Origin of the sequence: Serratia plymuthica (assembly GCF_018336935.1) — a bacterium.
Lineage (GTDB): Bacteria > Pseudomonadota > Gammaproteobacteria > Enterobacterales > Enterobacteriaceae > Serratia > Serratia plymuthica_B.
Genome location: NZ_CP068771.1, coordinates 2,997,548 through 3,009,224, shown reverse-complemented (window position 1 = coordinate 3,009,224; position 11,677 = coordinate 2,997,548). Strand labels below are relative to the sequence as shown.

Below are 11,677 nucleotides of genomic sequence, written 5' to 3'. Positions count from 1 at the left end.
ATCAGGCGTGTTTATCGCCTCTCAATGCGTGTCGGATCAGGCCCAGGAGCGCGTCGATATCGATAGGCTTACGCAAAAAAGCAACGGCGCCGAGTTTAAGGGCTAGCCGTTGCATATTTTCATCACCGTGGCCGGATATAAATATCACCGGCGGCGGCGTTGCGTAAGTCTTTATTGTTTCATAAAACTCGAAGCCACCCATTCCTTTTAGCTTGATGTCGATAATGACCAATGAAGCGTCTGACAGCGCGCTCTTTTCGTTTAAAAACGCCTCTGCGGATTCAAAGGCGCATGTCGTGTAACCATCCGACTGCAACAGGTTGATTAACCCGCTGCGAACAGAACGCTCATCATCGACAATGGCAATGCGCTGCGGCAGCATCATGCTGATATTCCTCTGACAAATCATTACTAAAGCGGAGGGTCCTCTGTAGTCGTCTGGGTTTTGGCCGGCGGAGTTCCGCAGATTTTGGGGACGCATTCGTGGCGAAACCACGCCAGCGTCAGCGGTTGCCGGTTTATCAGCCGCCGGGTGACCGGGATAATCTGTTCGCCGATCAGCATCCCCAACAGCCCCAGCAGGGCAATAACCGGTGGGGCCGGTGAATGAATATTCAACGCAGCATAGATAATACCGGCCAGAAGGCCGATGGCCAACGAAACGAGCCAGGCTTTCATTTCAGTCTCCTTTCGCAGGGCAGGTTACAGTGGAAGAGGCCGCTGTGCCGGGCGGCGTCTGACAAAGCCGGGTATTGGCGGTCTGCTCAGGCTGCAGCACCTGTCCCATCAGGCTTTCGCCGGCCAGCATTCCCAGTAACCCCACCAGCGCCAGCGCCGGGGGAGCCGGCGAGCGAACCTTAAGCAGCCCATAGAGCAGGCCAATAAGGATGCCGGCGGAAAGGGAAATTAATCCTGCGCTCATCATTATCTCCATCTCCAGTGATAAAGCCGGCCGGGTTTTGCGCCGGCCGGCTTCCCGTGGTTAGCGGGCGGCGACCGGTGGCAGAGTGCGGTGCTCGCTCTTCTGACGTGAAGGCGCTTTGTGCACCATGGTATAGGCATAATCCACGCCCATGCCGTAAGCGCCCGAATGTTCTTTCACGATATCCATCACCGCGTTGTAGGTCTCTTTGTGCGCCCAGTCACGTTGCCATTCCAGCATCACCTGCTGCCAGGTTACCGGGATCACGCCAGCCTGAATCATGCGCTGCATGGCATAATCGTGCGCTTCTTTAGAGGTGCCGCCGGACGCATCAGCCACCATATAGATTTCATAGTCGCCTTCCAGCATGGCGCACAGGGCGAAGCTGTTGTTGCAGACTTCGGTCCACAGGCCGGCAACCACCACTTTTTTCTTGCCGTTGGCGGCCAGCGCGTCGCGCACTTTCTGATCGTCCCACGAGTTCATCGAGGTGCGCTCGAGGATGTCTTTGCCAGGGAACACGTCCAGCAGTTCCGGATAGGTATTCCCTGAGAAGCTCTCGGTTTCAACGGTTGTAATGAGGGTTGGAATGTTGAATACCTTCGCGGCTTTCGCCAGGGCAACGGTGTTGTTTTTCAGCACCTGGCGGTCAATCGATTGCACGCCAAAAGCCATCTGAGGCTGGTGGTCGATAAAAATCATCTGGCAGTTGGCAGGCGTCAGGACTTCAAGCTTAGAGGTTGTCATAAAAATACCTTTGGGATGAGGTTAAAAGTAACAAGGTCGTCGCGCCGTTGGCGCATCGACAGAGCCGAGAGCTACCGGGTGGTAAACGCTATCAACAGGCTGAATGTTAGGCTGGCGGTGGGGGTGAAACTATTATCTGTTGGTATAACTAACCTTTCGTATACCTATACTTTGGTATATCTATCCCTTTGTATAACTGGTCTTTTCCCATTCCTATTCCATAATCCTTTCAATTGGCGTCGCTCTGAAGGGCCGCGCACCTTGTGTCCGGCGGCTTTCTGCCTGAACCGGACGTCTCAGACAGGAGGATCTATGGTTTCGCTGGGCAAAGCTGATTTGATACTGGTTAACGGGCAGTTTCATACTGTCGATCGCGAAAACCCGCTGGCGGAAGCCGTGGCGATCCGCGAGGGCAAATTCCTTGAGGTCGGTACCGTCGCCGAAGTGATGCAGCACCACTGCGAAGGCACGAAAGTGGTGGATCTGAAGGGGCACACTGCGGTGCCGGGGCTTAATGATTCACACCTTCACCTGATCCGCGGCGGCCTGAACTACAACCTGGAATTGCGCTGGGAAGGCGTACCGTCGCTGGCGGATGCCTTGCGCATGTTGAAAGATCAGGCGTTGCGCACGCCATCGCCACAATGGGTGCGCGTGGTGGGTGGCTGGACGGAGTTCCAGTTTGCCGAACGCCGCATGCCAACGCTGGATGAGATCAACGAAGCCGCGCCGGACACGCCGGTGTTTATTCTGCATCTTTACGATCGCGCACTGCTCAATCGTGCTGCACTGAGAGTGGTGGGCTATACCAAAGATACGCCAAACCCCCCAGGCGGCGAAATTCAGCGCGACAGCAACGGCAACCCGACCGGCATGCTGATTGCGCGCCCTAACGCCATGATCCTCTACGCCACACTGGCCAAAGGGCCGAAGTTGCCGCTGGAACAGCAGGTGAATTCGACCCGTCAGTTCATGCGCGAACTGAACCGCCTGGGCCTGACCAGCGCCATCGATGCGGGCGGCGGCTTCCAGAACTACCCGGAAGACTACCAGGTGATCGCCGAACTGCACGAGAAGAAGCAGATGACGCTGCGCATCGCTTACAACCTGTTTACCCAGCGGCCGGGGCATGAACTGGAAGATTTCGAAAAATGGACCGACATGCTGACGCCGGGCCAGGGCAGTGACTTCTTCCGCCATAATGGCGCAGGTGAAATGCTGGTGTTTTCCGCCGCGGACTTCGAAGATTTCCTGGAACCGCGCCCGGATCTGGCGCCCGGCATGGAAGACGAGCTGGAGCGTGTCGTACGCCACCTGGTCGAGCATCGCTGGCCGTTCCGTCTGCATGCGACCTACAACGAATCCATCAGCCGCATGCTGGACGTGTTTGAAAAGGTCAACCGCGAGATCCCGTTCAATGGCCTGCATTGGTTCTTTGACCACGCAGAAACCGTGACCCAGAAAAACATCGATCGTATCAAGGAGCTTGGCGGCGGCATTGCCGTGCAACACCGCATGGCCTTCCAGGGCGAATACTTCGCCGAGCGCTACGGCATTGAAGCGACCCGCCACACGCCGCCGGTGGCCCGCATGTTGGAAACCGGCGTGCCGGTGGGGTTGGGGACGGACGCGACCCGCGTGGCCAGCTACAACCCGTGGACGGCGCTTTACTGGCTGGTTTCCGGCCGCACCGTGGGCGGCATGCAGATGTATGACGCCAATGCGCGTCTGGATCGCGACACCGCGCTGATGCTGTGGACGCAGGGCAGCGCCTGGTTCTCCAGCGAGCAGGGCAAAAAAGGGCAGATCAAAGCGGGCCAACTGGCGGACATGGCCGTGCTCAGCAAGGACTACTTCTGCGTGCCTGAAGAGGAGATCAAGGGCATCGAATCCGTGTTGACGGTGGTCGGTGGCGACATCGTTTATGCCGCCGGCACGTTCGGGCCGTTGGCGCCGCCGTCCATTCCGGTGTTGCCGGATTGGTCGCCGGTGGTGAAGGTGCCGGGTCACTACCGCAGCGCACCGCCGGTAGCGAATGCGCGCGTGGGCATGATGCCACAGGCGCATCACTGCAGCGGCCCTTGTGGGGTGCATACCCACAATCATGATATTGCCCGCGGCTCCAGCGTACCCGTTGCAGATGACAATGCATTCTGGGGCACGCTCGGTTGCAGCTGCTTTGCGTTTTGATCCCATGAAAACGTCATCTGCATTTTTCATCGCGCCCCGGATCGATCTGGGGCTGTTCTTCCTGCGCCTGACCGGCAGCCTGCTTTTGCTGCACGTACACGGTTTGCCGAAGGTGTTTAATTTCAGCGAAGAACTGACACGCATCGAAGATCCTTTTGGCTTCGGACCTTACATGAGCCTGTTGCCCGCCATTCTGGCGGAAGTGGTCTGCCCGGTGTTCATTATTCTGGGGTTCGGTACGCGTATCGCCTGCCTGCCCATTATCGGCGTGCTGCTGGTGGCGATGCTGTTCGTGCACCCAGGTTGGTCTATCGCCGAAGGGCAGTTCGGCTGGCTGTTGCTGATCATCTTTACCACGCTGGCGATAACCGGGCCGGGTAAATGGCGTATCGGCGCAAACGGGCCGCTGGAGAGGCATTATGACGCAGATTAACGATATCCACAGCGTTACGGCTGAAGCGCTCAAAGAGGTGCCGGCGGTGAGCGCATCGCCGTGGCAACCGCTGCGTCAACGCGTGTTCCGCATGCTGTGGATAGCCACCGTCGTCTCTAATATCGGTTCATGGATGAACGATATTGGGGTGAACTGGACCATGCTGACGCTCAGCGCCGATCCGCTGTCCGTCGCCATGGTCCAGGTGGCCAGCAGCTTGCCGATGTTTCTGTTTGCGCTGCCTTCCGGGGTGATGGCGGATATTGTCGATCGCCGTAAATATCTGCTGTTTTCGCAGGTCTGGGTGTTTATCGCCGCGGCCGGGCTGACTCTCTTGTCGGTGACGGGCCACGTCACCCCTGGGGTGTTGCTGGTTGCGGCATTCCTGCTGAGCACCGGTGCGGCCATGAGTTCGCCGCCGTTTCAGGCCATCGTACCTGATTTGGTCAGCAAAAATGAGATGGGGCCGGCCATTGCGCTCAATTCATTGGGCATCAACATCAGCCGCGCCATCGGCCCGGCGTTGGGGGGGCTGATTCTTTCCTTCGCCGGCCCCTGGATGGTGTTTTTGCTCAACGCCATCTCGGTGCTGGGCGTAGCCTGGGTGCTCTACCGCTGGAAGGCGGAACCGAGCGTTCAGCGCCTGCCGCCCGAGCACTTTTTCTCCGCCGTTCGCGCCGGGTTTCGCTATGTACATGCCGCGCCGGTTTTGCGCAACGTGCTGGTCCGTACGGTGGCCTTTTTCACGTTCGGCAGTGCGGGCTGGGCTTTGCTGCCGCTGGTCGCACGGCGTGAACTTGGGCTTGGCCCGGGCGGTTACGGGGTCATGCTGGCCTTTATCGGCGTAGGGGCGATCTTCGGTGCGGTGTTACTGCCTCGCTTGCGTAAGTCCTTCAACCCGGATCGGCTGATGGTGCTGGCAAGCCTGATGTTTGCCGCCACGATGCTGGCGTTGGCGTTTGTCCGTAACGTCTGGTTGCTCAACGCGTTTGAATTTTTCACCGGCTTTTCCTGGATAGCGGTGTTGTCTACGCTGAACCTCGGCGCACAGCGCAGCGCGGCGAAATGGGTGAAAGCACGCGCGTTGGCGGTGTATCTGACCGTTTTCTTCGGCTCCATGACCGCCGGCAGCGCCATTTGGGGGCAATTGGCCTCGCACTTTAGCATTCCCGTTTCGCTGTGCGTGGCCGCGTTGGGCATGGTGTTGGCCAGCACCACGGTTTACCGCTGGCGTTTGGACCAGGATCCCGACCTGAACCTGGACGCCAGTACGGAACATAGCGCCACGCCTGAGTTGGATGTGCGTCATGACCGTGGGCCGGTGATGGTGAGCTATGAATATTTGGTTACGGCAGAGGATGCGCGCGCCTTCACGATATGCATGCAGGATATGCGGCGCGTCAGGCGGCGCGGCGGCGCCATCAACTGGTCCGTGTATGAGGACATCCTTCAGCCCGGCGTTTTTGTCGAGACGTTTGTGGTCGGTTCCTGGATGGAATACCTGCGCCAGCAGGAGCGTTACACCATTAATGACCAGAAAATACAAAACCGTATTTGTGCGTTTCATCAGGGCGAAACATTGCCGCTGATCCGTTACCTGGTGGCGCCGGTTTGACCGGGTCCGTCAATCTCTGAGTTTATAAATACTGCCAAGGGGCCAGTTATGAGCACGATTAAAACGAACGACGGTACGCAGATTTACTACAAAGACTGGGGGAAGGGGAAGCCGGTGCTGTTCAGCCACGGCTGGCCGCTGGACGCGGATATGTGGGACAGCCAGCTAAACTTTCTGGCTGAACGCGGTTACCGTGCCATTGCGTTCGACCGTCGCGGTTTTGGCCGTTCAGATCAGCCCTGGACCGGCTATGACTACGACACTTTCGCATCGGATATCAATGAACTGATCACGCAGATTGATCTGCAGGACGTCACGCTGGTGGGCTTTTCTATGGGCGGCGGCGACGTGGCCCGCTACATCGGCCGCTACGGCAGCGCGCGCGTGGCAGGTCTGGTGCTGTTAGGCGCGGTTACGCCGATGTTTGGCAAAAGCGAAACGCATCCGCAAGGCGTGGACCTGTCCGTTTTCGAAGGGATCAGAAATGGGTTACGTAAAGACCGTGCTCAGTTCATCAGCGATTTCAACGTGCCCTTTTACGGCATCAATGCCGGCCAGACGATCTCTGAAGGCGTATTGACCCAGACCCTGAACATTGCTCTGCTGGCATCGTTGAAGGGGACCATCGAGTGCGTGACCGCGTTCTCGGAAACCGACTTCCGTGACGATATGCTGAAGATTGATGTGCCTACGCTGGTGATCCACGGCAGCAACGATCAAATCGTTCCGATTGACGTCACCGGTAAAGTGGCCGCTGAAACGATCCCCGGCGCCGAACTGAAGGTGTATGACAATGCGCCTCACGGCTTCGCCGTAACGCATCAGGACCGGTTAAACGACGATCTCCTGGCGTTTTTACAGGCTCGCTAAGCAAAATGGCTCATGTGCAGGGAGCGCTGTATGCCTGCACATGAGCCGATTTGTCAGGATGCTTTGGACTTGCTGAGATTCAAGCGCTCGGCATGACGCACCAAATCCGCAAGAGAACGCACCTGCATTTTATCCATCACCCGGCGACGATGTACCTTGACCGTAATTTCACTGACGCCCAGTTCTGCGGCAATCTGTTTATTCATCAAGCCCTTAATCGTCAGCTCCAGCACTTCCTGTTCGCGCGGCGTCAGCGTGAGGTGCCGCTGTTTCAGTTCGTAATGCTCACGCAGCTGATCTGAATTCTCCGTTGCCAGACTGAGGGCTTCCTCTACCGCCTTCAGCAGATCGTCGGAAGCGACGGGTTTGGTCAAAAACTCATGCGCACCGGCTTTCATCGCCTGCACCGACAGCGGAATGGTGCCGTAGCCGGTAAGGAAGATCACCGGCATTTCCCGGCCGTTCGCTTTCAGCGCATCGGTTACCGCAAAACCATCTCCGCTCGGCATGCGCATATCAAGAATGATACAGCCGGGTATGGCGGGAAAGGCGTGTGAAAGAAAGGCCTCTGCGCAGTCAAAATCAACGGCACTGTAGCCGGCAGAGTGTAACAGCCTGACAATAGATTGCCTGACCGAATGGTCATCATCGACGACATAAACGACATGTTCCATAGTTTGCCTCTGCAATTACGCCCTGAAACCGGGCATGTAAAGGGACCTCACGCAGCCGGCCCGTTCTTCGGCCGGCAAATGCGATTATGCTACCCCCCTAATTAACCCGATCCGGATGTCAAAATGAAGACATGGCGGGGGATAATCAGGCTGCTCTGCGCCCGCAGGCCATTCAGGCTGGGGGGTAAACCTCAATGAAAAAGATAAAGACTTGTAGTTTAGACGATGAACACAGAGCGATCATATCAGTGCGAAGATCTGCTCATCGGTAAGCAGACCGGCTGAAATGATAGGCGAATCGAGAATAAATTGATCATTTTTTCGTGAAAAATCATACCATTATAGCTATGACAGACTCTTGCAGTAAAGGTGTTTACTTATGCCTGAGGGTGAAAATGCAGATCGGCCGTCTGCCAGCCCGGGCAGCTAAATTTCCCACGGCATCAACCGGTTCCCGGGATCCTCAGCTAAACCACTTGAACGCGATAAATCCTTTGCGATACTGTATAAAAACACAGTTAATCAGGGTTGTTCATTATGTTGCTCATTTCCCCTTCCGAAGACAATAAAACCACGCCGGCATTGCCGCTGTTTGCCGATCCCGTGGCTTGCGGTTTCCCTTCTCCGGCGCAGGATTATGTGGAGGCCCGGCTGGATATCGGCAAACTGCTGGTGCGGCACCCCAACGCCACTTACTTTGTGCGTGCCAGCGGCGATTCGATGGTCGACGGCAACATCAAAGATGGCGATCTGCTGATCGTCGACAGTTCACTGCGGGCGGAGCACGGTAACATTGTCATCGCCGCCATCGACGGCGAGTTCACGGTGAAGAAGCTGCAGCGCCATCCCGATCTGCGGCTGTTGCCGATGAACCCGGCCTATCCGCCGATCGTCTTCGGTGACGAAGACGCGCTGGAGATCTTCGGCGTGGTCACCTTTATTGTCTATGCTGCGGTGTGAGGGCGGGGTGAACCCGCCAAGAGTGTTGCGCGGGTAAGATTGGCGTTGAAGAGACATCTTTGGCCATCCGGGCAGTCATTCTGATGATGAAACGTGGCTTTATTTTATTTTTTGATGGCGGTGCTACGTACTTATGTTTATCGAATAACAATTATTTATCGAATAACAATGGAATCGAAAAAACATTGCGTTAATTTATCGGGAACATGAATTTCTCGTGTCCATTTTAATACAGTGCCTTTTTCTTCTGGCGAGACATCGCCACCCCAAACATCGATAAATTTATTGTTTTTAAAGAAAAATATGCCTGGATCGGAGATTTCTGTTGCGGCATAAATGGCAAGCCATCCGTCGTCGGCCAACACCTGAGATACTTCTATTGTGTTTGCTTTTATTTTTGTGGTGAGCGATTTTTGCACCAATTCTCGATAGAAGCCCATATTTTCGGTATTGATGTCTTTCTTTAAAGCCCCGCAATCTTGAGAGGATATTGCCATTTTCGCCATGAAAAATAATGACAGGGTTAATGTCAATGCGCTTTTATTCATATGAATATCTCTGGCTTAATAAAAGATGAGTATGATTATAGATTATGCTGGTTAATTGAAGCGAATGTTTTTTAATGCATTGATAATTATCATTAAAATGTTATTTTTGTGATGAGCGAGCCAGTTCTTCTTGCGACGCGGTGGGGGAGGAAAAATCTATCGGAAATTAAAGGGCGAAAGGGAAGGCGGCAGCATATTCTGGGCCGGGTTGCAGGCCGACGTTACCTGCGGAAGCCTTAAAAAAGCGTATTGTATTTAGATGTTCAATCCATGATGAGGTTTGTAATTGATTTTCAATTGGTTATGCAATCCAATCTTCGGTTTTATCTGAAGCGAACGCATACGACAGCACATTCATAAATCATCTGCTAGGTTTAATGGAATTAAAAACCTCCACGGATCTCTCGAACTCAAGGGGACTGTTGAGATGGTTGACTCCAGGGCTCGTTGGTAGGTTGCTAGCTATCTTATAATTAAAAACTATGGGTAGAGGTGATAGGCATGGTGCAGTTGGTCATGATTTTACTGGGGGTGGATTATTTGCGTAACCGCTGGCGAGGGTTGATGATTGCCGGTGGGTTAGGTGTGTTGGCCGGCTTAATCGTCTTCATCGATGCGTTGGATAACGCGCTTTATTTCCCCTTGGATCCTTTTGCTTTTCTCTTGTTGGTCGAAGGCCTGGCAACGTTGATGGTCGCGCATACCGGCATCGGTGGGCAACGTACCTTGCGTTACGTAAAAGGAGGGGCATTTTCACTGGCCGCGTTATTGATCTTGAGCGGGCATCATCATGGTCATTTCATTTTATCGATGATTTTTGGCATTTTGTTTTTGGCCGACGGGTTATTGCAAATCGTCTCGGCCGGCGTGGTACGCTATAAAAACTGGAGGTTTGTGGTCGCCGGCGGTGTAATAGAAGTCATGTTAGCCATTTTCTTCTTTCAACCCTATCCGACTCATTATGTCGGCACTGTACCTTATTGTTTAGGTCTGGGATTGATATTTGGCGGGTGGAATATGGTGATGCTGGCGATGCGCGTCAAAAAACTGGAGGTCAATCCCGCGGTTTTGGGCAATACGGCGGCGGAGGAAGCCAGCAGCGCAGAAACGACGCCGTTGGTCACTGAATGGGACGGCCCCCCGGCTGCGGATGAACCTGCACTGACCATACATGTCTGGACCCCCGTGGGATCCTCGAAGAGCGCAGTCGTGCCTCATCCTGTCATTAATCGTTATATTGCTGCGGTGGATAAAAATGGGGTGATTTCCACCGGCCATGCTGCGCTGGAATCTCCGGAGGGCGTCTATATCAGCCTGTATCCGGCAGTCGATATTGATCGGTCGCCCGATCAATTTACCCGCTTGCTGCGGGCAACGGCAGACAATAATGTCGAAGGGCAATTTCAACCGGATTATGCGACTGAATCCGGTAAATGGTGCCCGTCAACCGTACGGGTGCGGATCAGGAACTACGATGCCGAACGTTTGAAGCGATTCTGGGAGGTTTACCAGGCAGACAACACCTATAACCTTACGCATCGTAACTGCTCAAGCAGTGTGGCGCGAGGGCTGGAGGCGGCACTGGAAGGCGTGGTGGGCAAGATATGGGGGCAGCGTGGGCATTGGTGGGCGTTAAGTAAAATTCTCACGACGCCGGAGTTATGGGTGGCGGTGCAAATACGCAAACGCGCAAAAACGATGGCCTGGACACCAGGGCTGACGCTCGACTACGCACGTGCATTAAGCATGCTGGCGGATCCCCGGCCAGCCGGCTGGATAACCACCATTCGCCGTGCCCTAAAGAAAATGTTTTCTTTGCGCAAGCAATGGCGCGATGAAAAAGCGCAGGGTACGGTAACGTCAACCGCCAGCAGCGAACCCTCAAATGACAAAGGCAAGTAGCCATTATGGCCATGTTTTCGTGGTTGACCTCACCAACGGCAAGCAACGAACAAGACTGGATATTGGAATACGCCAGGCTACCGCAGGTGGAATGGAGAGAGCGGGGAAAAATAGTACTGCGCAATATTCGCAACTTCAGATATCAACCTACCCGCGACGACTATGTGCCCGATTGGTACGATGCAGATATTGCTATTGGCCAGTTAAAAACGGTAGATGTGGTCTCCTCCTATTGGTCGGGCAAGGCTATTGCGCATTTGTTTTTGAGCTTCGGTTTCGACGATGGCCGCCATTTGGCGGTCTCGATAGAAACTCGGCGTAGCCGCGACCAGCGATATTCGACCTGGCGCGGCTTTTTTAAACATTACATGTTGACCTATGTGCTTGCCGATGAACGGGACTTGATTGGCGTCAGAACCGATGTCCGCAAAGAGCGGGTTTATCTTTATCCCCTTCAGATTTCGCCGGACACGGCCCAGGCTCTTTTTCTGGGCTATCTGCAACGCATCGATCAATTGAACCGCCAACCCGAGTTTTATCACACACTGTTTAATAACTGCACGAGCAATATTTTGCATCATGCTACTGCGGTTTCTGCCGACATTCGTTATAACTGGAAAGTATTGGTCAGCGGCTATGCCGATCAATATATCTATGAGCTTGGCTTATTGGATAATAGCCTGCCTTTCGAACGGTTGAAAAAACGATGCCTCATCGACAGGCCGGACAATGCCGTGATCAATGAGGATTTTTCGCGTTTGATTCGAGAGGAGATTAAGAGGAAAAGTTGAATGGCTCACCCTCTCCGCCAACCTC

Annotated in this window: 13 protein-coding genes; 7 read left to right on the top strand and 6 right to left on the bottom strand. The window is 54.6% G+C overall.

Annotated elements, in window-relative coordinates:
• Position 1: 1 nt before the first annotated feature.
• The 4 genes from JK621_RS13990 to JK621_RS13975 are packed head-to-tail and all read right to left on the bottom strand — an operon-like array spanning position 2 to position 1,669.
• The gene (locus tag JK621_RS13990) at positions 2-385 is read right to left on the bottom strand and encodes a response regulator transcription factor (protein ID WP_212556518.1); all 384 of its coding nucleotides are present in this window, start codon (positions 383-385) and stop codon (positions 2-4) included.
• 26 nt (positions 386-411) lie between these two features.
• Positions 412-678: a DUF1427 family protein gene (locus JK621_RS13985; RefSeq protein WP_212556517.1), complete on the bottom strand. Its 267-nt coding sequence runs from the start codon at positions 676-678 to the stop codon at positions 412-414.
• Position 679: 1 nt separating this feature from the next.
• Entirely contained in the window at positions 680-922 is a 243-nt protein-coding gene (locus JK621_RS13980) for a DUF1427 family protein (RefSeq protein WP_212560200.1), read from the bottom strand.
• Positions 923-982: 60 nt separating this feature from the next.
• Entirely contained in the window at positions 983-1,669 is a 687-nt protein-coding gene (locus tag JK621_RS13975; protein WP_212556516.1) for a hydrolase, read from the bottom strand.
• A 312-nt stretch (positions 1,670-1,981) separates the two neighbouring features.
• Here JK621_RS13975 and JK621_RS13970 point away from each other — a divergent pair, with 312 nt between their 5' ends.
• Genes JK621_RS13970 through JK621_RS13955 form a run of 4 tightly spaced genes read left to right on the top strand, consistent with a single transcriptional unit; the run spans position 1,982 to position 6,777 of the window.
• A complete protein-coding gene (locus tag JK621_RS13970) occupies positions 1,982-3,859 on the top strand; it encodes an amidohydrolase (protein ID WP_212556515.1) in 1,878 nt (625 codons plus the stop codon).
• 4 nt (positions 3,860-3,863) lie between these two features.
• On the top strand, positions 3,864-4,292 hold the full coding sequence (locus tag JK621_RS13965; protein WP_212556514.1) for a DoxX family protein: 429 nt from the start codon (positions 3,864-3,866) through the stop codon (positions 4,290-4,292).
• Positions 4,279-5,907 carry an MFS transporter gene (locus JK621_RS13960; RefSeq protein ID WP_212556513.1) on the top strand — a complete coding sequence of 543 codons (1,629 nt, stop codon included), beginning with the start codon at positions 4,279-4,281 and terminating at the stop codon, positions 5,905-5,907. Before JK621_RS13965 ends, JK621_RS13960 begins: the two co-directional genes overlap by 14 nt.
• Before the next feature lie 48 nt (positions 5,908-5,955).
• Complete coding sequence (locus tag JK621_RS13955) at positions 5,956-6,777, top strand: alpha/beta fold hydrolase (protein WP_212556512.1); 822 nt, start codon at positions 5,956-5,958, stop codon at positions 6,775-6,777.
• Positions 6,778-6,830: 53 nt separating this feature from the next.
• Here the strand turns inward: JK621_RS13955 and JK621_RS13950 are convergent, their stop codons facing one another.
• Positions 6,831-7,451 carry a response regulator transcription factor gene (locus JK621_RS13950; RefSeq protein WP_212556511.1) on the bottom strand — a complete coding sequence of 207 codons (621 nt, stop codon included), beginning with the start codon at positions 7,449-7,451 and terminating at the stop codon, positions 6,831-6,833.
• 537 nt (positions 7,452-7,988) lie between these two features.
• Here JK621_RS13950 and umuD point away from each other — a divergent pair.
• Positions 7,989-8,411 carry a translesion error-prone DNA polymerase V autoproteolytic subunit gene (gene umuD, locus JK621_RS13945; protein WP_212556510.1) on the top strand — a complete coding sequence of 141 codons (423 nt, stop codon included), beginning with the start codon at positions 7,989-7,991 and terminating at the stop codon, positions 8,409-8,411.
• A 155-nt stretch (positions 8,412-8,566) separates the two neighbouring features.
• On the opposite strand, the gene JK621_RS13940 is transcribed toward umuD, so the two are convergent.
• Positions 8,567-8,959 carry a hypothetical protein gene (locus JK621_RS13940; RefSeq protein WP_212556509.1) on the bottom strand — a complete coding sequence of 131 codons (393 nt, stop codon included), beginning with the start codon at positions 8,957-8,959 and terminating at the stop codon, positions 8,567-8,569.
• Positions 8,960-9,460: 501 nt separating this feature from the next.
• Between JK621_RS13940 and JK621_RS13935 the strand changes: the two genes are divergently transcribed.
• The gene (locus JK621_RS13935) at positions 9,461-10,861 is read left to right on the top strand and encodes an HdeD family acid-resistance protein (RefSeq protein ID WP_212556508.1); all 1,401 of its coding nucleotides are present in this window, start codon (positions 9,461-9,463) and stop codon (positions 10,859-10,861) included.
• 5 nt (positions 10,862-10,866) lie between these two features.
• Complete coding sequence (locus tag JK621_RS13930; protein WP_212556507.1) at positions 10,867-11,652, top strand: Lnb N-terminal periplasmic domain-containing protein; 786 nt, start codon at positions 10,867-10,869, stop codon at positions 11,650-11,652.
• The last annotated feature ends 25 nt before the right edge of the window (positions 11,653-11,677 follow it).

Excerpts from the sequence above, each read along its gene's own strand:
- JK621_RS13990 (WP_212556518.1), bottom strand. The coding sequence starts at position 385 with ATGATGCTGCCGCAGCGCATTGCCATTGTCGATGATGAGCGTTCTGTT.
- JK621_RS13985 (WP_212556517.1), bottom strand. The coding sequence starts at position 678 with ATGAAAGCCTGGCTCGTTTCGTTGGCCATCGGCCTTCTGGCCGGTATT.
- JK621_RS13980 (WP_212560200.1), bottom strand. The coding sequence starts at position 922 with ATGAGCGCAGGATTAATTTCCCTTTCCGCCGGCATCCTTATTGGCCTG.
- JK621_RS13975 (WP_212556516.1), bottom strand. The coding sequence starts at position 1,669 with ATGACAACCTCTAAGCTTGAAGTCCTGACGCCTGCCAACTGCCAGATG.
- JK621_RS13970 (WP_212556515.1), top strand. The coding sequence starts at position 1,982 with ATGGTTTCGCTGGGCAAAGCTGATTTGATACTGGTTAACGGGCAGTTT.
- JK621_RS13965 (WP_212556514.1), top strand. The coding sequence starts at position 3,864 with ATGAAAACGTCATCTGCATTTTTCATCGCGCCCCGGATCGATCTGGGG.
- JK621_RS13960 (WP_212556513.1), top strand. The coding sequence starts at position 4,279 with ATGACGCAGATTAACGATATCCACAGCGTTACGGCTGAAGCGCTCAAA.
- JK621_RS13955 (WP_212556512.1), top strand. The coding sequence starts at position 5,956 with ATGAGCACGATTAAAACGAACGACGGTACGCAGATTTACTACAAAGAC.
- JK621_RS13950 (WP_212556511.1), bottom strand. The coding sequence starts at position 7,451 with ATGGAACATGTCGTTTATGTCGTCGATGATGACCATTCGGTCAGGCAA.
- umuD (WP_212556510.1), top strand. The coding sequence starts at position 7,989 with ATGTTGCTCATTTCCCCTTCCGAAGACAATAAAACCACGCCGGCATTG.
- JK621_RS13940 (WP_212556509.1), bottom strand. The coding sequence starts at position 8,959 with ATGAATAAAAGCGCATTGACATTAACCCTGTCATTATTTTTCATGGCG.
- JK621_RS13935 (WP_212556508.1), top strand. The coding sequence starts at position 9,461 with ATGGTGCAGTTGGTCATGATTTTACTGGGGGTGGATTATTTGCGTAAC.
- JK621_RS13930 (WP_212556507.1), top strand. The coding sequence starts at position 10,867 with ATGGCCATGTTTTCGTGGTTGACCTCACCAACGGCAAGCAACGAACAA.